Origin of the sequence: Paraburkholderia sp. J67 (assembly GCF_905220265.1) — a bacterium.
Classification (GTDB): Bacteria; Pseudomonadota; Gammaproteobacteria; order Burkholderiales; family Burkholderiaceae; genus Paraburkholderia.
Map to the genome: position 1 here is coordinate 17,847 of NZ_CAJMZK010000018.1, position 26,113 is coordinate 43,959.

Annotated in this window: 27 protein-coding genes and 1 tRNA gene; 12 read left to right on the forward strand and 16 right to left on the reverse strand. The window is 63.0% G+C overall.

The genetic code is table 11. The features are described from left to right. Positions 1-15 precede the first annotated feature (15 nt). A complete protein-coding gene (gene hemN, locus U5782_RS26920; RefSeq protein WP_322046942.1) occupies positions 16-1,401 on the reverse strand; it encodes an oxygen-independent coproporphyrinogen III oxidase in 1,386 nt (461 codons plus the stop codon). Between the two features lie 236 nt (positions 1,402-1,637). On the opposite strand from hemN, the gene U5782_RS26925 reads away from it, so the two are divergent. From U5782_RS26925 to U5782_RS26935, 3 genes are all read left to right on the forward strand, one after another. Then, positions 1,638-1,970, forward strand: coding sequence for a YkgJ family cysteine cluster protein (locus tag U5782_RS26925; protein WP_322046943.1), 333 nt, complete (start codon positions 1,638-1,640; stop codon positions 1,968-1,970). A gap of 140 nt (positions 1,971-2,110) precedes the next feature. Then, the gene (locus U5782_RS26930) at positions 2,111-2,626 is read left to right on the forward strand and encodes a DUF1439 domain-containing protein (protein WP_322047060.1); all 516 of its coding nucleotides are present in this window, start codon (positions 2,111-2,113) and stop codon (positions 2,624-2,626) included. A 57-nt stretch (positions 2,627-2,683) separates the two neighbouring features. After that, the gene (locus tag U5782_RS26935; protein ID WP_322046944.1) at positions 2,684-3,571 is read left to right on the forward strand and encodes an undecaprenyl-diphosphate phosphatase; all 888 of its coding nucleotides are present in this window, start codon (positions 2,684-2,686) and stop codon (positions 3,569-3,571) included. Positions 3,572-3,648: 77 nt separating this feature from the next. On the opposite strand, the gene trmB is transcribed toward U5782_RS26935, so the two are convergent. Further along, positions 3,649-4,437, reverse strand: coding sequence for a tRNA (guanosine(46)-N7)-methyltransferase TrmB (gene trmB, locus U5782_RS26940; RefSeq protein ID WP_322046945.1), 789 nt, complete (start codon positions 4,435-4,437; stop codon positions 3,649-3,651). A 218-nt stretch (positions 4,438-4,655) separates the two neighbouring features. Continuing rightward, positions 4,656-4,865 (reverse strand): hypothetical protein, encoded by a 210-nt coding sequence (locus tag U5782_RS26945; RefSeq protein WP_322046946.1) that lies wholly within the window; start codon positions 4,863-4,865, stop codon positions 4,656-4,658. A 552-nt stretch (positions 4,866-5,417) separates the two neighbouring features. On the opposite strand from U5782_RS26945, the gene U5782_RS26950 reads away from it, so the two are divergent. Then, positions 5,418-6,782, forward strand: coding sequence for a P-loop NTPase fold protein (locus U5782_RS26950; RefSeq protein ID WP_322046947.1), 1,365 nt, complete (start codon positions 5,418-5,420; stop codon positions 6,780-6,782). A 22-nt stretch (positions 6,783-6,804) separates the two neighbouring features. On the opposite strand, the gene U5782_RS26955 is transcribed toward U5782_RS26950, so the two are convergent. Then, entirely contained in the window at positions 6,805-7,485 is a 681-nt protein-coding gene (locus U5782_RS26955) for a recombinase family protein (RefSeq protein WP_322046948.1), read from the reverse strand. A 177-nt stretch (positions 7,486-7,662) separates the two neighbouring features. Here U5782_RS26955 and U5782_RS26960 point away from each other — a divergent pair, with 177 nt between their 5' ends. From U5782_RS26960 to U5782_RS26980, 5 genes are all read left to right on the forward strand, one after another. Further along, positions 7,663-7,902 carry a helix-turn-helix transcriptional regulator gene (locus U5782_RS26960; RefSeq protein WP_322046949.1) on the forward strand — a complete coding sequence of 80 codons (240 nt, stop codon included), beginning with the start codon at positions 7,663-7,665 and terminating at the stop codon, positions 7,900-7,902. 405 nt (positions 7,903-8,307) lie between these two features. Beyond that, positions 8,308-8,667 carry a hypothetical protein gene (locus U5782_RS26965; protein ID WP_322046950.1) on the forward strand — a complete coding sequence of 120 codons (360 nt, stop codon included), beginning with the start codon at positions 8,308-8,310 and terminating at the stop codon, positions 8,665-8,667. Next, the gene (locus U5782_RS26970) at positions 8,667-9,506 is read left to right on the forward strand and encodes a hypothetical protein (RefSeq protein ID WP_322046951.1); all 840 of its coding nucleotides are present in this window, start codon (positions 8,667-8,669) and stop codon (positions 9,504-9,506) included. The genes U5782_RS26965 and U5782_RS26970 overlap by 1 nt, the downstream gene beginning before the upstream one ends. Before the next feature lie 240 nt (positions 9,507-9,746). Next, on the forward strand, positions 9,747-10,751 hold the full coding sequence (locus tag U5782_RS26975; protein WP_322046952.1) for a phage tail tape measure C-terminal domain-containing protein: 1,005 nt from the start codon (positions 9,747-9,749) through the stop codon (positions 10,749-10,751). A 74-nt stretch (positions 10,752-10,825) separates the two neighbouring features. Next, positions 10,826-10,996 carry a hypothetical protein gene (locus tag U5782_RS26980; protein WP_322046953.1) on the forward strand — a complete coding sequence of 57 codons (171 nt, stop codon included), beginning with the start codon at positions 10,826-10,828 and terminating at the stop codon, positions 10,994-10,996. 119 nt (positions 10,997-11,115) lie between these two features. Here the strand turns inward: U5782_RS26980 and U5782_RS26985 are convergent, their stop codons facing one another. The 5 genes from U5782_RS26985 to U5782_RS27005 form a co-directional block, all read right to left on the reverse strand. After that, positions 11,116-11,535 (reverse strand): hypothetical protein, encoded by a 420-nt coding sequence (locus tag U5782_RS26985; RefSeq protein WP_322046954.1) that lies wholly within the window; start codon positions 11,533-11,535, stop codon positions 11,116-11,118. A gap of 180 nt (positions 11,536-11,715) precedes the next feature. Next, positions 11,716-13,671: a site-specific integrase gene (locus U5782_RS26990; RefSeq protein ID WP_322046955.1), complete on the reverse strand. Its 1,956-nt coding sequence runs from the start codon at positions 13,669-13,671 to the stop codon at positions 11,716-11,718. 72 nt (positions 13,672-13,743) lie between these two features. Beyond that, a tRNA-Gly gene (locus U5782_RS26995) sits at positions 13,744-13,818 on the reverse strand. Positions 13,819-13,910: 92 nt separating this feature from the next. Then, a complete protein-coding gene (locus tag U5782_RS27000) occupies positions 13,911-14,474 on the reverse strand; it encodes a YggT family protein (RefSeq protein ID WP_322046956.1) in 564 nt (187 codons plus the stop codon). Between the two features lie 98 nt (positions 14,475-14,572). Next, positions 14,573-14,893, reverse strand: coding sequence for an EthD family reductase (locus tag U5782_RS27005; RefSeq protein WP_322046957.1), 321 nt, complete (start codon positions 14,891-14,893; stop codon positions 14,573-14,575). Positions 14,894-15,554: 661 nt separating this feature from the next. On the opposite strand from U5782_RS27005, the gene U5782_RS27010 reads away from it, so the two are divergent. Both U5782_RS27010 and U5782_RS27015 read left to right on the forward strand, forming a co-directional pair. Next, positions 15,555-15,716, forward strand: coding sequence for a hypothetical protein (locus tag U5782_RS27010; RefSeq protein WP_167336019.1), 162 nt, complete (start codon positions 15,555-15,557; stop codon positions 15,714-15,716). 394 nt (positions 15,717-16,110) lie between these two features. Then, a complete protein-coding gene (locus tag U5782_RS27015; RefSeq protein ID WP_322046958.1) occupies positions 16,111-16,416 on the forward strand; it encodes a hypothetical protein in 306 nt (101 codons plus the stop codon). Between the two features lie 140 nt (positions 16,417-16,556). On the opposite strand, the gene U5782_RS27020 is transcribed toward U5782_RS27015, so the two are convergent. The 3 genes from U5782_RS27020 to U5782_RS27030 form a co-directional block, all read right to left on the reverse strand. Next, a complete protein-coding gene (locus U5782_RS27020) occupies positions 16,557-17,231 on the reverse strand; it encodes a LysE family translocator (protein WP_322046959.1) in 675 nt (224 codons plus the stop codon). A gap of 111 nt (positions 17,232-17,342) precedes the next feature. Next, on the reverse strand, positions 17,343-18,815 hold the full coding sequence (locus U5782_RS27025) for an NAD-dependent succinate-semialdehyde dehydrogenase (protein ID WP_322046960.1): 1,473 nt from the start codon (positions 18,813-18,815) through the stop codon (positions 17,343-17,345). Between the two features lie 131 nt (positions 18,816-18,946). After that, positions 18,947-20,524 (reverse strand): UbiD family decarboxylase, encoded by a 1,578-nt coding sequence (locus U5782_RS27030; protein WP_322046961.1) that lies wholly within the window; start codon positions 20,522-20,524, stop codon positions 18,947-18,949. A 559-nt stretch (positions 20,525-21,083) separates the two neighbouring features. Between U5782_RS27030 and U5782_RS27035 the strand changes: the two genes are divergently transcribed. After that, entirely contained in the window at positions 21,084-22,295 is a 1,212-nt protein-coding gene (locus U5782_RS27035) for a transglycosylase SLT domain-containing protein (RefSeq protein WP_322046962.1), read from the forward strand. A gap of 85 nt (positions 22,296-22,380) precedes the next feature. On the opposite strand, the gene U5782_RS27040 is transcribed toward U5782_RS27035, so the two are convergent. The 4 genes from U5782_RS27040 to ribBA all read right to left on the reverse strand — a co-directional run bounded on the left by U5782_RS27040 (position 22,381) and on the right by ribBA (position 25,887). Beyond that, entirely contained in the window at positions 22,381-23,574 is a 1,194-nt protein-coding gene (locus U5782_RS27040) for a pyridoxal phosphate-dependent aminotransferase (protein WP_322046963.1), read from the reverse strand. 116 nt (positions 23,575-23,690) lie between these two features. Then, entirely contained in the window at positions 23,691-24,125 is a 435-nt protein-coding gene (gene nusB / locus U5782_RS27045; protein ID WP_322046964.1) for a transcription antitermination factor NusB, read from the reverse strand. Next, the gene (ribH, locus tag U5782_RS27050) at positions 24,122-24,634 is read right to left on the reverse strand and encodes a 6,7-dimethyl-8-ribityllumazine synthase (protein WP_322046965.1); all 513 of its coding nucleotides are present in this window, start codon (positions 24,632-24,634) and stop codon (positions 24,122-24,124) included. Before ribH ends, nusB begins: the two co-directional genes overlap by 4 nt. A gap of 92 nt (positions 24,635-24,726) precedes the next feature. Next, on the reverse strand, positions 24,727-25,887 hold the full coding sequence (ribBA, locus tag U5782_RS27055) for a bifunctional 3,4-dihydroxy-2-butanone-4-phosphate synthase/GTP cyclohydrolase II (RefSeq protein ID WP_322046966.1): 1,161 nt from the start codon (positions 25,885-25,887) through the stop codon (positions 24,727-24,729). Positions 25,888-26,113: the final 226 nt, after the last annotated feature.

The following is a 26,113-nucleotide window of genomic DNA, read 5'->3' on the forward strand; positions in this document are numbered from 1 at the left end:
CTCGGCAAGCGGTACTCAGATCGTGCGCGAAAAGCGCTCCGCTTGCTGCGCGCCAAGGTAGCGATCGAACACCATCGCGATGTTGCGCACGAGCATGCGTCCGGCGGGCAGCACCTCGAGCCGGTTGGTGCTACGCGCGACCAGCCCGTCGGCCTCGAAGGCGCGCAGGCGCTCGAACTCGGGTTCAAATGCAGCCAGAAAACGCACGCCATAGGCCGCTTCGAATTCGTCGAAGCGTAGTTCGAGATTGCACATCAGTTCGGTGATGACGTCGCGGCGCAGGCAGTCGTCGGCACTCAGGCGCACGCCGCGCGAGATCGCGAGCCGCCCGGCGTCGATCGCCGCGCCGTAGCCTGGCAGGTCCTTCGAGTTCTGCGCGTAGACGTCGCCCACTTTGCCGATCGACGAGGCGCCGAAGCCGATCAGGTCGCAATCGGCGCGCGTGCTGTAGCCCTGGAAATTGCGATGCAGCGTGCGCTGCTGCTGCGCGCGCGCGAGTTCGTCGGTGGGCAGCGCGAAGTGGTCCATGCCGATGTACACGTAACCCGCATCGGTCAGTTGCTCGACCACCAGTTGCAGCAGCGCGAGCCGGGTGGCGGGCGTCGGCAGCGCGTCCGCGTCGATCTGCCGTTGCATCTTGAAGAGTTGCGGCATGTGCGCGTAGCCGAATACCGAAATGCGCTCGGGCGCGAGCAGCAGCATCGTGTCGAGCGTGCGCCGAAAGCTTTGCACGCTTTGGTGCGGCAATCCGTAGATCAGATCGACGCTGATCGATTCGAAGCCGTTCGCGCGCGCCGCGTTCATCACGTCGACCGTCAGTTCGAGCGGCTGCACGCGGTTGACGGCGCGTTGCACGAGCTCATCGAAATCCTGCACCCCGAGGCTCAGGCGATTGAAGCCGAGGCTGCGCAAGTGCGCGATCGTCTGTGCCGACGCCTCGCGCGGGTCGATTTCGATCGAATACTCGCCTTCGTTGTCGGGCCGCAGCGCGAAGTGCTCGCGCGTGGCCGCCATCAGCGTGCTCATTTCGTCGAGCGAGAGGAACGTCGGCGTGCCGCCGCCCCAATGCAGTTGCGAGACGGTGCGCCGGGTGTCGAACAAGGTCGCCTGCAATTCGATCTCGCGCACGAGTTGCTGGACGTAGGGCCTGGCGTGCGTGCGGTTTTTTGTCGCGATCTTGTTGCAACCGCAATAGAAGCAGACGGTGTCGCAGAACGGGATGTGGAAATAGAGCGAGAGGTCGGTGTCGGCGGCGCCGGGATCGGTTGCCGCGCGCCGGTAGTGGGCGAGGTCGAAATCGTCGCGGAACTGCAGGGCCGTCGGATAGGACGTATACCGTGGGCCGTTCGCGCCGTACTTGGCGAGCAGGTCGGGACGGAAGAGGAGGTCGGCGTCGCTCATGCGGGGCTCTCTGGGATGGGGCGCGGGTGACGTCGCGGCACGCATCGCAGGGTGAGCGCGGGCGCGCGGGCTCCGACAGCGCCGGATAAACCCAGTGTAAGAGGGCGATGGCCCGCACCGTTTGTGTAAAAAGGTCGCAGCCCGAGGTGGCACAATGCGGGCTGTGCCGCGCCGTTTTCGCTCGTGGATCGCGCGAGCGTTTTGAATCAGTAACAGTTTCGTTTCAGGAAGCCGATGTGAGTGCCGCTTCAACCTCCAGCGCGTCTGCGCACGCCTGCCGTCCCGGCTGCGGTGCGTGCTGCATCGCGCCCTCGATCAGCTCGCCGATCCCCGGCATGCCCGACGGCAAACCCGCTGGCGTGCGCTGCGTGCAACTCGACGACGACCTGCAGTGCAAAATATTCGGCTCGCCATTGCGCCCTGGCTGCTGCTCGGGCCTGCAACCCCAGGCCGAGATGTGCGGCGCGTCGCGCGAAGACGCGATGTTCTGGCTCGAGCGCCTCGAAGTCGCCACGCAGCCGTCGTCCGGTTCGCAGGGTTCGCCAGGCAAGCCGCGCGCCGCTCACTGAATGAACCTCGCCGTTCCCCAAGGAGATTTCGCATGATTCGACGCGCGCCGCGCGCTCCCCAAATCTCGCGCCACCCGCACGCGACTCGCTCCACGCGGCGGGCTTTCCTGCTCTCGGCCTGCGCTGCGGCCGGCGTGGCCATGTCGCTCGGTGCCTGCGCAACGGGCACCTTCCCGTTCATTCCCGATCACTACACGTTCTCGCAACAGCAGTTGCAGGACGCGGTGCAGCGCAAGTTCCCGTATCACCGCTCGGTGCAGCAACTGTTCGAAGTCGCGCTCACGAACCCGGTCGTCACCTTGCTGCCCGATCGCAACCGGGTGGCCGTGCATGTCGACGCGCACCTCGAAAGCCCGCTCATGCAGCAGCCTGTGAGCGGTGCGTTCACGCTGTCGAGCGAGCTGGCCTACGATGCCGCGAGCCGCTCGGTCATCCTGCGCTCGCCCACGGTGGATAGCGTCGACATGACCGGCAACGCCGCCGCCTACGCGCAGCAGGTCAACGCCGTCGCGGCGCTGGCGGCCACGCAGTTACTCACCAACTATCCGGTCTATACCTTCAAGCCCGATCAGCTCCAATTTGCCGGCGTGAATTACGAACCCGGTACAATCACCATCCTTACAAACGGCATACGCGTGCAGATCGTCGAAAAATAGGCGTCGGGCAACAAGCGACGCACGGCACGCGCAGCGCCACTACCGCAAGGAGCAGGGATGGACTGGATCGTGACGTGCAAGGCCCTGATTCTGGGCATCGTCGAAGGCTTGACGGAGTTTTTGCCGGTCTCCAGTACCGGGCATCTGATCGTGGCCGGCAGCGTGCTCGGCTTCGACGGCGAGTACGAAAAGACTTTCGACGTGGTGATCCAGTTCGGCGCCATCCTTGCGGTGTGCTGGGAGTTTCGCCGCAAGATCGGCGCAGTGGTGGTGGGGCTGCCGTCGCGGCCCGATGCACGGCGCTTCGCGCTCAATGTGATCGTCGCGACGATTCCGGCGGTTGTGCTCGGCCTGCTGTTCGAAAAGGCGATCAAGTCGGTGCTGTTTTCGCCCGTGCCAGTCGCGTGCGCGCTCGTTGTCGGCGGGGTGATCATTCTCTGGGTCGAAGGACGCCGCCGCGCGGTGCCTGCGGCCGGCAGCACGGCAGGCGGTGCGGTGAGCAGCGTGGCAGTCAGCTCGCCGCCGCTTGCGCGTGTGAATTCGCTCGACGAGATCACGCTGCTCGATGCCTTCAAGATCGGCTGCGCGCAATGTTGTGCGCTGATTCCCGGTATGTCGCGTTCGGGCTCGACGATCATCGGCGGGATGCTGTTCGGCGTCGAGCGGCGCGTGGCCACCGAGTTCTCGTTCTTTCTCGCGATTCCCGTGATCTTCGGCGCGACCCTCTACGAACTGCACAAGACCTGGCAGACGCTTTCCGTCGACTGGCTCGGTCTTTTTGGCGTGGGTTTCATCGCGGCGTTCGTGAGTGCGTTCGCCTGCGTGCGCTGGCTGCTACGCTACGTCGCTTCGCACGATTTCACGGTATTCGCCTGGTATCGCATCGCCTTTGGGCTCGTGATCCTGCTGGTCGGATACAGCGGCGGGCTGGACTGGGGTGCGTGACGTCCTGATGTCTGACTGAAATGCAAAACGGGCGCCGCAGGGCGCCCGTTTCTATTTGACGGCTTCGTGGCTGGGCGTCAGACCGCGCGGCGCTTGAACACCAGGTCCCAGACACCGTGGCCGAGGCGCAGGCCGCGGCGCTCGAACTTCGTCACCGGACGATAGTCGGGGCGCGGCGCATAGTCGGCGGCCGTGTTTTCGAGCGCGGGTTCCGCGCCCAGCACTTCGAGCATCTGCTCCGCGTAGTTTTGCCAGTCGGTTGCGCAGTGCAGATACGCGCCCGGTTTCATGCGCGAGATGAGCAACTGGACGAACTTCGGCTGGATCAGGCGGCGCTTGTGATGGCGCGCCTTGTGCCACGGATCCGGGAAGAAGATGTGCACGCCGTCGAGGCTGTCGGGCGCGATCATCTGTTCGAGGACTTCGACAGCGTCGTGCTGGATGATGCGAATGTTCGTGAGTTCCTGCTCGCCGATCAGCTTGAGCAGCGCGCCCACGCCCGGCTCGTGCACTTCCACGCCGAGAAAGTCATCGTTCGGGCGCAGTGCGGCGATTTCCGCCGTGCTCGCGCCCATGCCGAAACCGATTTCCAGCACGCGCGGCGCCGCGCGGCCGAACACCGTTTCCCAGTTGGCGGCCTCAGGCGTGTAGGGCACCACGAAACGCGGACCCAGGTCGTCGAGCGCGCGGCGCTGGCCGGTCGACACGCGTCCGGCGCGCGTCACGAAGCTGCGGATGCGGCGGTGGCGCAGGCCTTCTTCAGCGCCGTCTCCCGTGTCGGGCAGTTCGGCGTTCGTGGCGGTGTCGTCCGCATTGTCGGGCGGCGTGCAGTCAGGACGGGCTGCGTCGTTCGGATCGTGATTCATCTTCGAGGATGGCGGGTAAGGGCAGCGGGCCGAGGCTGGCCGCGCGGGGTCGCAGGCGGCGCGTGACGAGAGAAACGCAGCCGTTGGCAGCCGGTTATCGCTGCTAGCGGGCAAAGAGCCGCGGATTCGGGCAGGTCGGTGTCCGCAGCAAGCCTGCGGAGCACGACGGGCGACGCGCATTATAGCAGCGCGCTCCAGGGCGCCTGGCGCGCGCGGCGTCAGTCCGACGAGACGATGACGTACATCGGCGCGGGATGACGCATCTCGAATTCGCTGACACGGCCTGCGCGCACGTCGAACAGCAGGCGTGTGAGATCGGCCACGCGCGACGGCTGACGCTCGGTGTCGGCGGGCGGACGGTCATCGTGATTGGCGAGCAGCGTCGTGCGTGCGTTCACGATCAACGCAACCGCACTGCGGCGGGACATGAAAAATCGATCCATCGGTGGCGACCCGCGCGTGAAGGCGCAGGGTGAAAACGCGGGTGGTTTGCGGCGGGGCGGGCGCATCGGGTACGCCGCGCGGATGGCACAGGTAGGGATGCTAGCGCATGAAGGGCCCGACACGCAGCGAACTGCGCAGTCGCACCGGCGGCTGGGCGCACAAATGCGCTGGCTGCATGGCCGCGACGCTACGGAAACACGGTGAAAGTGGGGGCCTATGTGCCGGTCAGAGCGATCGGCCTGGCGGATGCTGGTGCAGGATGCCGTGCGTCCTCGCATGACACGGACCGGCGAAGAATGCTGGAGCGGGCGATGGGAATCGAACGCGCGCAACCGGACAACCGCAAGTGATTGATTAGATTAAGAGACTAAGCGGGCATAGTTTGCCCATGTAACTGACATTTGTATCTGGAAAGTTTATCAGAGTATCTCTGAGCGGGCTTGGCGTCCTGACGGATGGTCTTGGGCGAATGCCGATGGGCTTCGCTATCTCGCACCTGTGTTACTGTCCCCGCATAACGATCTCAACTGCTCATCATGTCCGACGCAAATCAGTCGCGCCCGCTTTCCTATCCTGCTTGGCAATTCGATCCTTCGAAGCAGCCATTTGACGGCGATTTGCTGGGGCGACAACGAATTGCCAATCGCCTGTCGGAATTCGTTGGGCGTTTGGATGCGGGCGCTGTAATTGCGATCGATGCGCCTTGGGGAGGCGGAAAGACCTGGTTTGGGCGTAATTGGGCTCCGCAGTTGCGTGCTAACGGACATAAAGTCGCGTTCGTCGATGCGTTCGAACAAGACTATCTGGAAGATCCGTTCATGGTTATCGCTGCGGAGTTGGCTACATTGCTGGATGACAGCGAGGGTAGCGGCCAATTGCTGCGTGGGAAGGCCGCAGCAGTTATGAAGGCTATCTTGCCGCTTGGAGCAAAAATCCTGGTTGGTGCTGTCGGACGGTTGGCATTTGGTTCCGCTGATCTCGCTGAAGAACTACAGGACGCGGTTGAAACAGCGCAGGACGGAGTGGCGGACAGTGCGGAAAAATCGATCGAGAAAAAGCTTGAGGAGCACGAGAAAGAGAAAAGGTCGTTCGTCGAATATCGTCGTGCGTTGGCGGAGTTTGCAGCCAAGCAACAGAGGCCGGTCATCGTGTTTGTTGATGAGCTGGACAGGTGTAACCCCGCGTTCGCTGTTCGTTTATTAGAACGCGTCAAGCATTTTTTCGAGATTCCTAACGTCGTATTCGTTCTGCTCTTGAATCGCGAGCAGCTTGAGCAGGCAGTGAAGGGGATGTTTGGACTTGAAACCGACGCCGCCGCGTATCTCTCGAAATTTGTGCGGTTCTTCTTTCGTTTGCCTCCGCCCTCTACAGAAAGAAACTCTCAGTATGGTGAACAAGCTCACGATTTCCTTTCGCGAGAGTTAGGGCGCTACGGTTTTGAAGTTTCGCAGAATCGCGCCGTTGACAACTTTCATGCTGCCGCCGCGGTGTGGACCGCTGCCGCACGCCTGTCTTTGCGCGATATGGAGAAAATGTGCGCTTTGTTCGCCCTATCGGGACCGATCGGGCCTGCGGGACTGCTTGCATACCTCATAAGTTTGAAGTTGCGGGAGCCTGCGATATTCGACGGATTGCTCAGGGGGGATCGAGAGTCACACAAAGCCGCCGTAGAGTGGATCAGCGATTGTGCCGCGCGTGCTGGGTTCAAAGATGAAACTCCAGAGGCGGAATACCTGGCAGCTCTCAAGGAAGTGCACTTCACTTGGCTTGCGCCGGGAAGAACTGAACAAAAGCATCTAACGGATCATATTGCAAGGTGGATCATGGGAGAGCGGGGGCTTAGCGTTGAGCGCGGTTTTGCGGTCGTCTTGGCGCGTATCGATTTGTCGCTCGAAATGTGATCTCGGAGCGACGATAGATAGTCTATTGACGTTGGATCGCCTCTACCCGCTCTAGCAACCGGCACAACTGGCCCCTGTGCCACTCCCCGCCGTTCGGCGTTTTGATCCCCAGCACATTTAGCTCATCCACCATCGCGCGCTGGGATAGACCCCGCGCGCGGAACCCCGCCACAACTCCCGCCAACTTCCCCGCAAAGGCATCGGCGGCTTGCTGGCGGGCCTCGACGTTCGGCTTTAGGTTCGCGGCCCCCGCAGTCCCGAGCTTAACGCCACGCGCCTTTGCCGCCGCCAGCGCATCCTTTGTCCGCTTGCTGATCTGATCGCGTTCCCACTCCGCCATCACGGCGTGCATTTGAATCATGACCTTGTTCGCGGAAGGCATATCCGCCGCAACGAAGTCGCACCCGGTCTCAAGCAAGCCGGACACGAAATGCACGTTACGGGCGAGACGGTCGAGCTTTGCAATGATCAACGTAGCACCGCGACGCTTGCAAAGCTCCAGCGCGGCACGAAGCTGCGGGCGCTTTTCGAGAGCGTTTGCCCCCTTGCCGGTCTCAGTCTCCGTGAACTCGCCCACCAACTCCCATTCGCCGCCGTTCAGGTAGCGAGCGACCGCTTCGCGCTGTGCGTCGAGACCCAGACCAGACATGCCCTGACGTGCAGTGCTCACGCGGTAGTAAGCAACGAACTGACCCTGTGCCATTTGTTCCTCTCGATGCTGGCCTCACGACGAGACGAGCGTTTAATGTGAGGCCACTATACCAGGTTCCTGTTCGCAACGCCCCTTTCTTTACTCTCGCAGCATTCGAGGTGTCACAAATAAAGGGGCCTGATTAGATTTGATCAAGTCTGACTAAAGTTATTCTCATGATCAACAATCATGGAAGGTAATGCAGTGTCAGCAGCGTTCAATGCTCAAGTATCTCGAATCAAACGCGCGCCGGACGCCGCCGTGTATATCGGCGTGTCGTTATCCACTCTTCGCCGCCTGTCGAAAGCGCCGCATGGCCCGAAGCCGATCAAGCTAGGCGGGGCTTCTGTCGGTTTTGACGTGCGCGACCTTGACGAATGGATTGACCGAAAAAAAGCGGCTTGCGGACAGCCGGAAGCGTCGTCATGACAACGCGCACAGTTGATGTCTTGACCATTCAGGAGGTGGTTTATTGGCTCAGAGAACGGCTTGGGCCTTCGGTCGCATGGGAGCCCTTCCTAGAGAACTGCCGTCACGGACGGGCCGATTTACATGGGCTTGAACTTCTTCCTGTCGCGCTGATGAGGTCCGAACTTCTCGCAACCGGTGCCCGTAGGGGGCGCAGCCGCCCCGTCTACGCGCTAGACGACGTTCGGACTTTTATTGCAGAACTAATGCGGTGCAACCCCACTCGATTCGTGCCGGGGCCGACACAGGCCCAATCCGTCGCAATTGACACTTCGATTCCGTGGCGCTTGAACGTTGTAGGCAAGCCGGTTCGCGTCTCTACCTCTACCGTAACTGTTATCTAGCCATACCCCTCAAAGGATTCGAATGAACACGACCACTGTTACCACTACCACGACCACTGTCGATCGGCACGGAAAACCGCAAGTCTCGGTGCGCGCGGAGATTCCGTATGACCTGATCGCAGCGCGCGCCGCCGAACTCGCGGCAATGCGCGACCCCGCGAACTGGCACCCGCTGATCGGCTCACGACTCTGGCCGCTCGACAACGACGACTTGGCGGAAGCTCTAGCCGACGCCGAAGTTACTGGCGAGGTCGAATACGCAGACGGTCAAACGCTCGTCCACGGCTACCTCGGCAGATCGCGCGGCTATGAACCCTTTTTTTGTTTGCGCGGCGACGTGTCTGGGAGGCATGTCATGGTTTGCCCCGGCATGGGTGAGTAATGACGCTGGCGGAAACAATCGCCGCAGAGAGCCTCGAAGTCGAACGCCGCGCGCGCGCTATCGAACGTCGCACGTGGACGCTAGAAGCCCCCCTTGGGGAATGCTTGGCAGAGTCGCCACCGGCGGCGCGTGATCGGCTAGTGGCGTTTATGGAACAGCAGCCGCTCCCCAAGGTTCTCGCAACCCTACGCCGCACATACGAGAGCGGCCAGCGCGCCGCCTCTTACCTCATATCCGAAACACTGACGGCGCGCGGAGTGCCGCCAGCGTTTCGCGGACTGACGGCGCGGCGGCACGAATACGAGCGGATGCTAGACGCAGACCTGTTCACCTACGATGCGCAATGGATCGTTACGCGCTATCCAACACAGGTAGAGAGCGTTCGCTACGATCGCAACCGGCAACTCTTCCGCAAGGCGTCATTCCATCCGGCGGCGCGTTTCTTGTTTCATAGCGGAATACGGACGCCGGGGGAGATTGCGGGCGGCCTAGGTCTATCAGACGTCCAGCAATGGGAGTGCGTCTATATCAGGTCGCGTCAGGTCACGAAGCGCGCCAAGGGCATCGACGCAGTCAGGGGCAAGGTGCGCGCCAAACTGGCGGAGACGATCTACGCGGCTCGCAATCGCTCGTTCGTTGACTCGGACGCAGATGCCTCGGTAGAGCGCCGCATACGGCTTTGGGAGTGTTCACGCATGTTCGGAAACAGTCCCTCCGAAGTGGCGCGGCGATACGAGCAAATGGCGGGCGAACCGATCACGCGCCAACTCGCCGCAAAGCAACTCGCCATCATCGAAAAGACCACGAAGGCGATACGGGAGGTTGAGCGCGCACAGTAACGTTGACGGGCGCGGTCGCAGGCGACCGCCTCAATTGTCTTTTTCTACTCCTTATTGGGTGTTTTCCGGATCATAGATCCGGAATGCTTTTGTCACCCCTGCCGCGCCTTGCTGCGCAAGGCTTTGAGGGGGTGACAAAAGTAGAGGTTGAGGGGGTGACAGAAATTGATTTCTTGTCACCCCCCTAACCAGCACCTTGAGGTGGTCGCGGCAGAGCGCAAGCGCCTGCTGGAGTCGCCGATGGATGGTCTCGCGCGCGAGTGGCAGGACACCTTCAAGGAGATGCAGCAGGCCGAAGCCACCTGGGCGAATCAGGTGATCGACGCCCTGCTGCAATTCGTCCAGACCGGCAAGCTCAACATCGCCAAGCTCGCGGAGAGCATGGCGCTCGACGTCCTGAAGATCAAGATCCAGGAGACCTTCAGCACGCCGCTGAAGACGGGCCTCGATGCGCTCACGAACGGCATCAACAAGCTCGTGTTCCCGAACGCAAGCTCTGCCGCAGGGAATGCGGCCCAGATTGACCCGCTGGCGGGCGTAACGGCTTCGTCCATCGCATCGACTATGAGCACGCAAGCAGGGCCGTTGGCGGCCCTGCAAACGTCAATGATGGCCCTTACCACTCAGGGAGTCATTCCTCTCAATGCCGGATTGACGACGCTGGGCCTCCAAGTGACGTCAGCCACCCAGGCAGGAGCCGCCGTCAGCAACACGACAATCAATCTTGCTGCCGCAACCGCAAGAGCCGCAGCGGCATTGGCGAGCATTGGGGGAGGCTCTGGACTCATAACCGGCGCATCTATGCCGACCAGCGCGACCATCCAAGGCTCTGGCCCACTCTTCGGTGCCACTGCCGGAACCGGCGTAGCGGCATTTGCAGGCGGCGGCATCATGACGAGCAAGGGAGTCGCCCAGCTTCGAAAATACGCTACGGGCGGGATTGCAGACACTCCACAGCTTGCGCTCTATGGGGAGGGTTCGATGCCGGAAGCGTTTGTTCCGCTCCCCGACGGGCGAACAATTCCTGTAACTGTCACGGCGAGCGACGGCAACCCTTCGCACGCGGAGCAGGCGGTGCCCGTGGTCAAAATCAATGTCATCAACCCGAATCCGCAGCAGGGCCACACGAGCAGCGGAACAGGCGGACCTCGACTCGATGCACAGCGCATGGTGCAGGATGCCGTGCTGGCGGGCCTACAGACTCCAGGGTCGTTCCGCGATGCCGTGCGCCAAGCAGTCAGGTAAGTCGAAATTTGCCCCGGCCCCATTGCACGATGGGGCCGCTTCCTGGCAACATTACGGCCTCTTACGGGGACAACATGCAACAGCTTTCGCTAGACCAAGCAGCAACCATGCTGGAAACAATGACCATCACGCAAACCATCGACGCCGGACACGCCATCGTGCATGTCGGCACCGACGAATCTGGGCGAGCAGTCGTGCTCATGAACGATTGCTACGGAAACTCGATTTTGTCGTCTGCGATGTGAGAAAAGGGGCGGTGAACGGGAGCCAGCGCGGAACTAAACCCGCCCCTATCCATACCGTAGCTATACCTGCGCCGAGCTTGTTTGAGCTGACTAATGACGCCCTGCGCTATCGAGCAGGCTTAGTAGTCGCACGGCAACGAGGGGTCAGCAGCAAGAGCGGAAATCTTTTTCTGGGCGCTGCCCCCGATGTCTTTAGGCGGCACCCCGACGCGAACCATTGTCCCCCCCTCAGTTGCTGACATACGCAGGCGTCCCACACCGAGCGGCCCTAGGTTAGACATATGCACTTGCATGTCCAACACCTGTTCTGCTTCGTCGGGCATATACGAGCCGTTAGCGGTTATCGCACCAATGAGCGATCCGCACCGCCGTTGTCTATCTTGCAACGAACGCATCACTTTCTCAGGCGTTCCGGCTACAACTTCGTTCACGTAAGACAGTTCACTTTCCTTCTTCACCGGATCGAACGAGCAAGCCGTCATGGCGATAGACAACGGTAGCAGGCAAGCCGTGCCAAATTTTGCTGTGATTTTCTTCATTGCTTCCCCGAATTAGGTTTGTGTTTATTGGGCGTTTTTGTGACGACTTCAAAGAAAAGGGCAACAAATAGGACAGCGTGCCGTATCGGATTGATGCGTGCGTAAAAGCCAAAGTCCTAGAAAAATCGACCTACTACGATGGCCATCCAGTCATCAACTGGCGGCCCAAAAGATGAAACCTTATACATCGGATTTCGCGCCCATTTGCCGCTTACTAGCCGCCACTTTCTGACGGTGCGCGCACTTGATCGCGGTCAAAGCATCACCAATCCTGAATGGCGCTACGCCAGCGAGCGCGGGGAATTGCAGCCCCGCAAAGTTCGCAACCAGCTCGTCGGCGTTGCGGTCCTTCGCGTAGCGGCTCCCGCTCTGCGTCGTGCCGCGCTCATGCCCTGCCAACTGTGCCTGCACACGCTCCGGTAGGTCGAGCCGTTCAAGCGCTGTAACGAACGTGTGCCGGAATGAGTGGAATGTCTTCATCCCGTCGCGCTTGATGCCGAGCTTGATGCCTAGAAACCGCTCATTGAACCATGACCCAGCAGGCTTGCCGTAGCCCTTCACTCGGTCACGCTTCAGCTCAGGGAACAGGCGGACATGGCCCGCGCACCGCAGCGCATCCACGTATTCAGGAAGTCCGAGGCGCACCAACTCGCCATGCAACGGGACAACGCGAACTGCGTTGACCGTCTTCAGTGACTTGTCAGGCACGTCCTCTACCTTGTCGCCTTCAAGATTGAAGTCTAGATACCATGCGCCGGTCTCGGACTGTCTTATGTCGTCTAGGTAGAGCTGTGACAGCTCATTGATACGGCCACCAGTAAACAGGCCCAGCAGCGGCAACCAGTAGTAGTGCGGTCTCCAGTGCGTGGAACCGCTCTTGTTGATGGTCCCCGCGCCACGCTCGAACCAGTCCTGTGAAAAGATGCGCGTCAGCTCGTCGGGCGCGAACGCCTGACGCTCATCCTGCGCCCGCGAACCCGCGCCCGCACTGCGCCCACGCTTGTAATCAGATGCCGGATTGAAGCGCATCATGCCCGCCTTGACGCCGTAGCCAAGAATTTCGCTCAGGCGGCCCACGTGACCCTTGACGGTCATCTCGTTCTTGCGTTGCAGCCCGCCGCGCTCGGCAAGCGCTATCAGCTCGTGGAGGGTCTTGGTCTCGCCGGTCTCGCGGAAATAATTTCGTCGTGATTGGTAGATGTCTGTCGGCAGTAACGTGAGCAGCCGCGCAAACTCCAGCACGGTTTCCTTCTCGATGTCGCCTAGCGCCGGATCGCCCATCAGGTCAATGAACAGACCGGCTTCGGTCGTCATCCGGCGGGTCTGATCCGCTCCCCAGGCTCGGTCACTCCGGTAGCTCTCGAACAGTTCGGAGAAGCGCTTTCCGCCGTGTCGTGCCGTGATCGGGTCGAAGACGATGGGCGCGTTCACAGATTCGCTGGCGGCAGGCGAGAGGGCAGGCGCGGAAGGTGCAGCGGGCAACCCTACCGCCAACCGCGCCCGCACCCGCGCCACGGCGGCTTTCTGCACGACGCACTCGGATGACGACAGCTCAAGCTCGCCATCTACCAAAAATCCGGTTGTTCCTGTGCCCCGGAAAACGGACTCATGCGCCACGGCACCGACCGCAAACTGTCCGAGCGTGGCATGGCTACTGAAAAAGCGGACCAAGCCGGAATACAGGTCAAGCTCTCCGCGCGCCATTGCGTCATTCAGCACGAAAGGGCCGTCGTGATCGCGCTCTACGTCGTCAAGGTCGGGAACCGTCCAGCAGCGCAATCCCTGGACGTGGGCGTATGCGTGCGCGCGGTCGGCCAACAGCTCGCCAGCAAGAGCAGCGGTGGAGATGCCGATAGATGCCGCGGCTTCCGTGAGGGCAATCATCCCATCGCCAATGAGCAGCGGGTTTTCGTGTCTTAGTCTTTCAGTGTCCATCGCCAGAAAGCGTTCGCGCCAGTGCATTTGGATCTTGAGCGCCGCACGCTTCGCGGCGTCCAATATTCGCAGGCCGGTAGAGGTGTGAATTTCCGTGCGGCCCACTAATGGGCGCAGCCGCTTTGGCACGACAAGACGAACAGCGTAGATGCCGCTGGGGCGGCGATAGAGGCACGATGTTCCCGACATGGCGACCACCACTGTAGTAGCCTTGCGGAGAACCCGGACCATCAGAGCCTGAGTTGATGTGAAATCAACGGCTTAGGAGGGTATTGGAGCGGGCGATGGGAATCGAACCCACGTCATCAGCTTGGGAAGCTGAGGTAATGGCCATTATACGACGCCCGCAGAGCGCGCCATTTTACGCGGATTTCGCCGGGTTGCGCAAATGCACGCGACCCGGCGCTGCGAATCCGCCTGGCGCTACATCAAAGATGGCCTCAGATACCGAACAGCGTGAGCGAAACGGCCGCGCGCGTCACGACCATCAGCAGCACCTGCACGATCACGAACAGCAGGATCGGCGAAAGGTCGAGGCCGCCGAAGTTCGGCAGGATGCGTCGCAGCGGATTGAGGAACGGCGCCGTAAGCTGAAACAGCACGGGCATCGCGGCCGAACTCGGGTTCAGCCAGGAGAGCAGGGCCATCAGGATCGTGAGCCAGATCAGCAGGTTGAGCGCCCACTTCAGGAGCGTGAGCACCGCGACGATCAGCAGCGTGGGCAGCAGGCCGAACGGATCGACACCCACGAGCCATACCATCAACAGTACGTACACGACCGAGGCGATCAGGGCAGCGACCACACTTGCCCAGTCGATACCGCGCACGCCCGGAATCACGCGACGCAGCGGCAGGACGAGCCAGTTCGTGGCCTGCTGGATGGCGTGCGTCACCGGGTTATAGGGCGGCACGCGGACGAATTGGAGCCAGGCCCGCAGCAACAGCGCGGCGCCGAACAACGTGAAGATCGTATTGAGCAGAAAACGGGCGATATCGCCGAACATCGGTGTCTTTTCCTTCTTGTGGTGAATGACGGCACGCGGCGCAGCCAGGGGCGTTTGCGCGCGTGCGGTGGCTCGCGGCACGTATCAGATATGAGGTCTCAGACCGAGACCTTGATCTCGCTGATCAGGATCGTGCCGTTGCCGCCGTCGGTGTAATTGGGAATGTCGTCGACGAGCACCTTGTCGTGCGCCTTGAACACCTCGTAGAAGGCGTCGAGCGTCTCGAACAGAAAGTGCCCCGCCGCGACGTAGGGCGGTGGCGTGCCCGGCGGCCCTGCGTTGATGCCGATGTCGACCGACCAGCCCTTGCAGGCGTCCCCGAACAGCCGTGCGGCGAGCGGCATGTGCCGCGTGGCGTAGTACTCGCTGTCGAAACGGCCGTTTTCCCGATACGGATAGAGGATGCTGACCTTGATCATTGTGCGTTCTCGTCGATGAATCCCTAAGCGTGCGCCCCGTGCCGCCTTGCGCCGGCACCTGCGCGCCGTTGCCACATTACCACGGCTCACGCCTCGCCAGTATGGGCGCGGGACGACGGCTGCCCACGGCGCGGCGCACACGATTCTGACAGCCTTTGCGGTAAACCGTTACAGTGGGTTCGGTGGCTGCGCCAAGGCGTGGCGCTGCGCAATGTTCGGTGTCGTACCGAAGCAATGCGCAGGCTCCGGTTAAAAAGGAGCCGAGGGCAAGCGGCGAGGCCCGGCAATGACAGGATGGCCGTCGCCGACAGAATTTATGATGGGCCCGTGGCACGGGTTCTGCTGCGCGAACGTGGGCGCGCACATGATGGTATCGACCGCAGGTTGTCGCTGGCCGCCGGAATGCCCGGCCGATGCCTGGCGCGCGCGGCGAGACCTGCGGCACGGTGTGCCCGACGTAGCGGCCGCCAGTGCGTGTCGCCAGCACGAGTAAGGCGCGACGAACAGGTCTCCGGCGATATGTCGTATGGGTGCGGCTATCTCGCCACACTGCGGTTGTCGTTCGCAAACCTGCGCACAATGGTTTCCATGACTGCGGTTTTCCTGTTGCTGTCGTGCAATTGGGCTGTTTCCTGTCGGTAGTCCGATTCGGGAGGTCAACATGAGCATCTTCGCTTACCGGAAGCATCTGCGGTTTCTCACGCCCCATCAGCGCCGTCGCTGGTGGGACCAGAAGAAGCGTCTCACGCCCCGCGTGCAGATCAGCGGCGCTTACGTTCCACCGAGCGTCTCGCGTGAGTTCGCCTATGTGAAAGTCGGCTAGCGCTGCTGTTCGACGTCCCCGTTTGATTTGACGATGCCCGGTCCCAGGACCGGGCATCGTCGTTTTGGGTTCGCGGTACATCGCCGGGGCGCGAGCCGTCAGCCAATTTGTAATCAAACATTACCTGCGTATCAGGTTGTTGTTATCAGGCGCCAGGTAACTCTGACCGGGAGCGCAGTCTGCGCCGCCCGAGCGGCGCAATGCAGCGCCGTTTTCGCCTTTTCGCGGCAGAAAGTTTCCGCAAGATCTTGATCCGGCGCACCGAACCCACTTCAGGCAATTGCAATTTGCAACAAATGGCTACTTTTAGCGACGTCCGTTTTGGATAGAGTAGGGACGTGGGCAGTGCCCGTTATGTGGAGCGACGCCGTCGTCGGCCGCCAGGAGAATAGAAGTGAAAAAGACCGTTTCGTTTATCGTTGCCGCTGCGCTGGGTGTGGGGTTCGTCAGCGCGGCCGAGGCGCACGTTTCGGTGGGTATCGGTATTGGCATCCCCGTTGCACCCGCGTACCCGGTCTATGCAGCGCCGGTCTACGCACCGCCGCCGCCCGTCGTGTACGCGCCGCCGCCGCCGGTGGTCTACGCGCCGCCGCCCGCGGTCGTCGTGGGTGGATATGGGTACGGTGGTTACTACGGCCATCCGTATTATCGTCACGGCTATGGTTACCACGGCTATCACGGTGGCTGGTATCGCCGCTAAAGGTTTGAGAGTGGGGCGGCGGATGGCGGGGGCCATTCGCTCGTCTTTGCGGATTGTCTTAAGGTTGTTTTGCAACGGCGCAACGCCGGCTCACGCCGCGTTGCGCCGTTGTCGTTTCGGCAAGGCTTCTGGGTGACGCTTTAGTGCGCGGCGGTGCCTTGAACGATCAGGTCGTGATAGCCGTGCACGATGACGCTGTACGAGAACCATGCGAATAGCAGTGCCGAAAGCACGTGGCACGCACGCAGCAGCCCGGTCCCGGCGCGCCTGCGTCCGTGGCTCGCCAGCGCGCAGAGAAAAAGCGTCCAGCCCAGTCCGCCGAGGAAAAAGCCTGAAAGAAACAGCGCCGCCGAACCCGCGCTTGTCGCGCCCGACTTCGCGATGAGCGCGCCACCCACTGCCGCGAACCAGAGGATCGCGCTAGGCGACGACAGCGCCAGCAGCACGCCGCGCATGAAACTGCGCCACGGGTTCGGCAGCGGTGAGGCGCGATCCTCCTCACCCTCGACCGGCGGGGCCTTGGCGGGGTTGAGCGCCTCGCGCGCCATCTTCCAGGTGAGCATCAGCAGCACGGCTGCGCCGCCGATCCACACGACCCATCGCACCGCCTCGAATTGCAGCAGCGCCGCCATGCCCGCGAGCGCGAGCGCCGCATAGATCAGATCGCCGAAACAGGAACCGAAACCGAGCCAGAAGCCTGGCCGGAAGCCGTGCGAGAGCGTGAGCGAGAGGATCGCGACGTTGACGAGGCCGATGTCGAGACACAACGAAAGTGACAGAAAAAAGCCGTCGGAAAGCAGGGAAACGTGAGACATAAAACCGTGATTGTTGTTGTCGTGCGTCGCGCGCCCGTGGGCATGGCGTGACGTGGTCAGCCGGACTTGCGCGCCCGGCTGGCCGTATGGGCATTTCAGGGCATCAGGCCATTAGACGCCGATGCACAGATATTTCAGTTCGACGTATTCGTCGATGCCGTACTTCGAGCCTTCGCGCCCGAGTCCCGACTGCTTTACGCCGCCGAACGGCGCAACCTCGTTCGAGATGAGCCCGGTATTGATGCCGACCATGCCGTATTCGAGCGCTTCAGCCACGCGCCAGATGCGGCCGATGTCGCGGCTATAGAAATAGGAGGCCAGGCCAAATTCGGTGTCGTTGGCGAGGGCGACCACTTCAGCTTCGTCGCTGAACCGGAACACGGCGGCGACCGGCCCGAAGGTCTCCTCGCGCGCGATCAGCATGTCGCGCGTGACGTCGGCGAGTACGGTCGGCTCGACATAACGGCCCTCGGTCACCTGGCCGCCCGTAACGAGCTTCGCGCCTTTCGCGGTGGCGTCCTCGACATGCTTCGAGACCTTGGCCACGGCATCGTCGTCGATCAGCGGACCCTGGTTTACGCCCGCTTCGAAACCGTTGCCGACCTTGATCCTGCGCGTGGCGGCGGCCAGTTTCTCGACGAACGCATCGTAGATTTTCTCATGCACGTAGAAGCGATTCGTGCACACGCAGGTCTGCCCGGCATTGCGATATTTCGAGATCACCGCGCCTTCGACGGCGGCCTCGATATCGGCATCGTCGAAGACGATGAAGGGCGCGTGGCCGCCCAGTTCCAGAGCGATTTTCTTGACCGTCGGCGCGCATTGCTGCATGAGGATGCGGCCCACTGGCGTCGAACCCGTGAACGAAAGATGACGCACGACGTCGCTTTCACAGAGCGCCTTGCCCACTTCGATCGAGTTCGCGGCATCGGCGGTGACGACGTTGAACACGCCTTTGGGCACGCCCGCGCGCTGCGCGAGTTCGGCGAGCGCGAGCGCGCACAGCGGCGTCTGTTCGGCAGGCTTGACGACGATCGTGCACCCCGCGGCGAGCGCGGGTGCGACCTTGCGGGTGATCATCGCGATCGGGAAATTCCACGGCGTGATCGACGCGCACACGCCGATCGGCTGCTTGAGCACGACGAGTTTGCGGTCGGTGGCGGGGCTTGCGAGCACGTCGCCATTCACGCGCTTGGCTTCCTCGGCGAACCATTCGAGGAAGGACGCGCCGTAGAGCACTTCGCCGCGCGCTTCGGCGAGCGGCTTGCCTTGCTCGGCGGTCATGATCGCGGCGAGATCGTCGGCGTGCTCGACCACGAGGTCGTACCAGCGGCGCAGCACGGCCGCGCGCTCCTTGCCGGTCTTCGCGCGCCAGCCGGACAGCGCCGCGTGTGCCGCGCCAATCGCGCGGCTCGCCTCGGCCGCGCCGAAGTCCGGCACGCGTGCGATTTCGGTGTTGTCGGCGGGATCGAGCACGGCGAAGGTCGCCTCGCCGCCGCTCCATTCGCCGTCGATCCAGGCGCGCGTCTTGAAGAGTGCGGGATCCCTCAACTGCGTCAGGCGTTCGGATGCCAACTGGCTCATCTTCGTGTCTCCTCCATGCGTGAGCGGCGTGGCTCACGGCGAGCCGCACCGGGCGCGGCGTCGCGAAGGCGTCGCGGTTGAGGCGTGCAGGGCGAAGCGCCGCGACTCATCCGATGCGCGGCGCATCGTCCTCAGGTGCGACCGAGTCCGAGCTCTTCGTAGAGACGGTCGACGCGCGTCTTGACGTCCTGGCTCATCTCGATGGAGCGGCCCCATTCGCGGTCGGTTTCGCCGGGCCATTTGTTGGTCGCGTCGAGGCCCATTTTCGAGCCGAGTCCCGCTACCGGCGACGCAAAATCGAGATAGTCGATCGGCGTGTTTTCGACGAGCACTGTATCGCGCGCCGGGTCGATGCGCGTCGTGATCGCCCAGATCACTTCCTTCCAGTCGCGGATATCGACATCATCGTCCACCACGACGATGAACTTCGTATACATGAACTGCCGCAGGAAGCTCCACACGCCGAACATCACGCGTTTGGCGTGCCCGGGGTAGCTCTTCTTGATCTGCACGATCGCCATGCGATAGCTACAGCCTTCGGGCGGCAGATAGAAGTCGGTGATCTCCGGAAACTGCTTTTGCAGCAGCGGCACGAACACTTCGTTGAGCGCGACGCCGAGCACGGCGGGCTCGTCGGGCGGCTTGCCTGTATACGTAGAGTGGTAGATCGCATCGCGACGCATCGTGATGCGCTCCACCGTGAAGACGGGGAACCACTCCTGCTCGTTGTAGTACCCGGTGTGATCGCCGTATGGACCTTCGAGCGCATGCTCGTAGGCAGCGCTCGCGCCCTTCGTGGGGCGTGGCGGCGCACCGGCGGGCGCGGGTGAAAGCTGGCCTTCCTGCGGATAGATGAAGCCTTCGAGCACGATTTCGGCGCGAGCGGGCACCTGCAACGTGTCGACGCCAGGCGTCAGGCACTTCGCGAGTTCAGTGCGGCCGCCGCGCAACAGGCCCGCGAACTGGTATTCGGAGAGCGTGTCGGGCACGGGCGTGACCGCGCCGAGGATCGTCGCCGGATCGGCGCCGAGCACCACGGCAACGGGATAAGGTTTGCCAGGATTGCGCAGCGCGAATTCGCGGAAATCGAGTGCGCCGCCGCGATGCGCGAGCCAGCGCATGATGAGCTTGTTGCGACCGACCAACTGCTGACGATAGATGCCCAGATTCTGACGCGTCTTGTTCGGTCCGCGCGTGACCGTGAGACCCCAGGTGATGAGCGGGCCAGCGTCGCCGGGCCAGCAGGTCTGGATCGGCAGTTTCGCGAGATCGACGTCGTTGCCTTCCCAGACGATCTCCTGGCAGGGCGGCGCGCTCACCGTCTTCGGCGCCATGTCCCAGACAGCCTTGGCGAGCGTCAGCAGCTTGCCCGCGTCCTTCAGGCCGCGCGGCGGCTCGGGTTCCTTGAGCGCGGAGAGCAGGCGGCCCACGTCGCGCAGCGACTCGAGCGCGGCGCCGTCGCCTGCGCTCTCGGGCGCATCGATACCCATACCGAGTGCGACGCGTCGCGGCGTGCCGAACAGATTGCCGAGCACGGGGAACGCATGGGTCGCGCGGCTCTCAAACAGGAGGGCCGGACCACCGGCGCGCAACACGCGGTCGCACAGCTCGGTCATTTCCAGCACCGGGGAGACGGCCTGCGGCACGCGGCGCAGCTCGCCAAGCGTCTCCAGGCGACCGACGAAGTCGCGCAAGTCTTTGTATTTCATCAGGATAGGGTCGGGAGCCGCAGCGGGCGGCGAGAGCAGGAGCGAAACGATTGTCGATTTTACCTGCGTTACCTGGCGCACGTTGGCAGGCACATCCGTCAACTTGCCGCAGACGCGCGCAGCACGTGGGTCTGCCCGGATTGAACACCGTTCATTATTACAATTAGTTATAGATTTGACATTCTATAGTGTTGACGGTCTATAAATCCCTGCTAGAATCCGTCCACACTGGTTGCAGGGCTTGCAATTTTTAGCCACCGTCCCGGTCCTTCAGACGCAACGCGTCGCCGTTTAGCCGATTCCCTGCACGGCTTCCCACGGTCTAGATTGGCTGTCCTCGCCGGCGCCTTTGCGCCGGCTGTTCGCGTGAGAACCCCCCGCGCGCGCCCATGGCGTGCCTGGTTTTACCGGAAGGGGTTCCACCCACGGCGTACTTTGCCGTTTTCCCGACACCGCTGCCGCACCAGCCAGGGCGCACGGTGTCTTGATCCTGCGATAGGCCATTGGCCTCGTGCCGATATTCGCTCGCCGGATCATGCATCATGGGGAGATTCTGTAGATGAATACCTGGTTATCGTGGTGGCGCGCCGATGAGCGTCTCGCTCTTGGCATGCGTGCATTGCTAAAGCGTGGCACGCGTTTGAGCCATCACCTGTTCAGCATCGTCGGCGGTTGCGCCGTCCTGCTCGCGCTCGCCGTGTGGCTTTTGCCCACCTGGCGCGGCACGTTGGCCGCACGCATGATGCCTTTCGTTTCCGCCGCCGTGCAGGCGGGTCCGGCCCGCCTGTTGCAAGGTAATCCGCTGCCGTCGCTCATGCCCTCGGGCCACCCGGCCAGCGACGACAATTCCGCCGACGGTGCAACCCTGCCCACGGCACTCGTCCCTGACGCTGGTGTACCCAGCGCAGGCATCATGCCCGCTGGTTCGAACGGCGCGGTCGCCCATGTGGCGAGCAGCGTCTCGAATGGCGGCATGGCCACACTCGACGCGGTCACGCTCAACGGTCTCGATCCGCGTTCGCTGCCGAGCGTCGGCACGCTGGCGCGCATGATTCCGGCGCAGCGCATCACGCCCGACGCACGCGATGACCGCGTGCTGGTCTCGGCGCGCGAGCAGGCGCTTGTCGCCACCTATATCTCGCGTCGCTATCACGTCGCGCAGGAGCCGGTGGGCGAACTCGTGAAGGCCGCCTTCGATACCGGCCGTGAAGTGGGGCTCGATCCTCTGCTGCTGCTCGCGGTGATGGCAATCGAGTCGGGCTTTAACCCGTACGCGGAAAGCGGCGTGGGTGCGCAAGGTCTCATGCAGGTCATGTCGAAGGTGCACTCGGACAAGTTCCAGTACTTCGGCGGCCAGCGCGCGGCGCTCGATCCGCTCGCGAACATCAAGGTGGGTGCGCTGGTGCTGAAGGACTGCATCGCACGCGGCGGTTCGCTGCCGGGCGGTCTGCGCCTCTACGTCGGCTCGACCTCGCAGGACGACGGCGGTTACGGCGCCAAGGTGATGGCCGAGCGTACGCGTCTGCGCGATGTCGCGCGCGGCCGCAATGTGCCGATCAACGCGCCGCAGGCGCCCACCACCAACACGGCCAGCATCGGCGAGACGCAGAAAATGGCGAGCGTGAACGGCGACAAGCGCGTGCACATGACGCTCGACGGCGCGCATCCGCTGATGGAGAAGACTTCGGCTTCGTCGGCACCGGCGCAGGACGATGCCAGTGCCGGCGGTTCGGCAGCCCAGAAGCACAGCCAGCCCGAGCTTGGCGCTTAACGCTGCCGCAATCGGAAAGACTGCACGAAACAAAAAAGGCACCCTCGGGTGCCTTTTTTCCATTTCTGCACGTGTTGTCCGTCGATTAGCGCTCGAACAGGACGCGCAGTCGCGCGACCGCTTCTTCTAGCCGCTCATACGCTGTCGCATACGAAAGCCGCACGAACTGACGCGGCGCGGCCACGCCGAAATCCATGCCGGGCACCATCACCGTGCCGGCGTCGTGCAGCATCGCGCGGGTGAGCGCGTCGCTGTCGCCCGCGGCCGGGTGGTTGACCTTCGTGCAGTCTGCGTAAACATAGAAAGCACCGTCCGGCATCACGGGCACCGTGAAGCCGAGCGATTCGAGCGCGGGAGCGATGAAGTCGCGGCGGCGTTTGAACTCCAGCCGGCGTGCTTCGTAGATCTTCAGCGTGTCGGGCTCGAAGCAGGCGAGCGCCGCATGCTGGGCAAGCGCCGAGGCGCAGATGAACAGATTCTGCGTGAGCTTCTCGAACGCGCCGACCAGCGAGGGCGGCACCACGAGCCAGCCCAGACGCCAGCCCGTCATGTTGAAGTACTTCGAAAAGCTGTTGACCGTCACCACGTCGTCGCCGAAGGCGAGGGCGGAGACGGGCGGCTCGCCGTAGGACAGGCCTTGATAGATCTCGTCGACGATCGTGAAGCCGCCGCGCGCACGCACGGTTTGCACGATGCGTTTGAGCTCATCGGGTTCGATCGACGTGCCGGTCGGGTTCGACGGCGACGCGAGCAGCACGCCGCGCGTGCGCGGCGTCCACAAGCGCTCGACATCGGCGGCGGTGAGCTGGAAGCGGGCGTCGGGTCCGCTCGGCACGAGCACAGGCTTGCCTTCCGCGGCGGCCACGAAGTGCCGGTTGCACGGATAGGACGGGTCGGGCATCAGCACTTCGTCGTCGCGGTCGACGAGCGCGGTGCACGCGAGCAGCAGCGCAGCCGAAGCCCCGGCTGTCACCACGACGCGCGCCGGATCGATCGTCAGACCATAAGCCTGTTGATAGTGCGCGGCGATCGCTTCGCGCAGCGCATGGATGCCGAGCGAATTGGTGTATTGCGTGACGCCCTGGCGCAGCGCAGCGGCCGCGGCCTCGACGACGGGCTCAGGCGCCGTGAAATCCGGTTCGCCGATACCCATGTGGATGATGTCGCGGCCGGCTCGTTCGAGCTTCGCGGCTTCCTTCGCCAGTTCCATGACGTAGAACGGCTGGATCGCGTCGACGCGCGCGGCAAGCCGCAGGAGCGGTTCGGCAACGGTGTTCATGCGGGTGATTCCAGTGCTGGCGGGCGCCAGATACGGCTGGCGCGGGCGATTGGGACGCACGGCGAGGGCACGGGCCTCACGGCCCGGCTTCGCGCGGTGCGCCTCAGGACAACGTGTTACGACTTGCGGGCGTTCTGGGCTTCGGTCGAGCGCAGTTGCGCCGCGAGCTTGTCGAGCACGCCATTCACGTACTTGTAGCCGTCCGAGCCGCCAAAGGTCTTGGTCAACTCGACCGCCTCGTTGATGACGACGCGATACGGAATGTCGACGTGATGCTTGAACTCGTAGGTGGCCACGAGCAGCACCGCGCGTTCGACGGGCGAAAGCTGCTCGATCGGACGGTCCAGACACGGTGCGATCGCGACGGACAGTTCGCCCGCTTCGCGGATCACGCCGTGCAGCAACGCGTCCAGATGCTCGTGGTCGGCTTTGTCGTAGCCCTGCGAACCGCGCAATTGCGCATCAATCTCGCCGGCGGGCACACCCGACAGCAGCCACTGATACAGACCCTGCGTGGCCAGTTCGCGGGAGCGGCGGCGCGCGCTCTTCATTGCTGTTCCTCTTCTTCGTCCTCGTCTTCGTCGTCGTCGCCGCCGTCGAGTTGTTCCAGCGCCACCGTCAGGTTCGCCATCTCAACTGCGACGCGCGCTGCGTCACGACCCTTCTCGGTCATGCGCGCGACGGCCTGCTCGTCATTTTCCGTCGTGAGGACCGCGTTCGCGACCGGCACGCCGAAGTCGAGCGCGATGCGCGTGATGCCTGCGCCGCTTTCGTTCGAGACGAGTTCAAAGTGATACGTTTCGCCGCGCACGACCGCGCCGAGCGCGATCAGGGCGTCGAACTGGCCGCTTTCGGCGAGCTTTTGCAGCGCCAGCGGGATTTCGAGTGCGCCCGGCACGGTGACGAGCAGCACGTCTTCGCCGGTCACGCCAAGGCGTTCGAGTTCTTCGATGCAGGCGTCGGCGAGGCCGTTGCAAACGGGTTCGTTAAAGCGCGACTGGACGATGCCGATGCGCAGTCCGTCGCCGTCGAGGTTCGGTTGGTATTGTCCGATTTCCATGTGGTGTCCGTAAGTTCGGTTTAGCGTGGTGACGCGTGAAAGTGTGCGTGCGACGCGGCGTAGTGTAGGCCTGTAGGGCGTATCGGGCGGTATTACTGCGCCGCGCGATCCGCCGTATCCGGCGGGCAGGGCGCTTCGGCGCCGCCGCCCGGCATCGGCACGAAGCCCGTGACTTCGAGACCGTAGCCCGACATGCTGCCAAGCCGGCGCGGCTTCGAGAGCACCTGCATGCGGCCCACGCCGAGTTCGCGCAGGATCTGCGCGCCGACCCCGTAGGTCTTGAAATCCACGGGCCGGCGTGCGAGCGCCTCCGCGCGCTCTTTCTGGTCGATCGCCTTGAAGACGTCGACCAGATGTTCCTTGCTCTCGCCGCAGTTGAGCATGACGATCACGCCAAGATCGCGTTCGGCGATCTCGCGCATGGCGGCGTCGAGTGTCCACGAGTGCGTGGACGAGCCCGTTTCCAGCAGATCCAGCAGCGAAATCGGTTCGTGCACGCGCACGGGCGTTTCCGTGTCCGGCGTGGGCGTGCCGCGCACGAGCGCGATATGCGGCGTGCCCGTCGGACGATCGACATACATGACCGCGCGGAATGCGCCGTGGGCCGTATGCAGGGTGCGTTCGGCCACGCGCTCGACAATCGACTCCGTGCGGCTGCGATAGTGAATCAGGTCGGCGATGGTGCCGATCTTGATGTCGTGCTCCTTTGCGAACTCCATGAGGTCGGGCAGGCGCGCCATCGTGCCGTCGTCCTTGATGATCTCGCAGATCACCGACGCCGGCGTGAGGCCCGCGAGCGCCGTGAAGTCGCAGCCCGCTTCCGTGTGGCCCGCGCGCACGAGCACGCCGCCAGGCTGCGCCATGATCGGGAACACGTGGCCCGGCTGCACGATGTGCTCGGCGCGGGCGTCGTGCGCCACCGCCGTCTGGATCGTGCGCGCGCGGTCGGCGGCGGAAATGCCCGTGGTGACGCCCTCGGCCGCCTCGATGCTCACCGTGAACGCCGTGCCGTACTGCGTGCCGTTGCGCGAAGTCATCAGCGGCAGGTTGAGCAGCTTGCAACGCTCCTGGGTGAGCGTGAGGCAGATCAGCCCGCGACCGTACTTCGCCATGAAGTTGATGGCTTCGGGCGTGACGAATTCAGCTGCGATGACGAGGTCGCCCTCGTTTTCCCGGTCTTCTTCGTCGACAAGGATCACCATCTTGCCGGCTTTCAGTTCGGCGATGATCTCAAGGGTAGAGGCGAGCGTCATGGTGGGATTCTGGCTGGAAAGCGCACATTTTACGCCAGGCGGGCGGGCGCGTCGCCCAGAACGGGGATCATGCGCCAGCTTTTGAGTGCCGCGCGATGGTTTCCCGGCCGGCGTGCGGGCCTCGGCGGCGTGGTCTTGCGGGGCGCGACCCGCGTGCGCATTGGCCGAACGGCCAGCTATTCGGCGCGTGGCGTTGTCGCGACAATAGTAACGGTTGACGTTATTA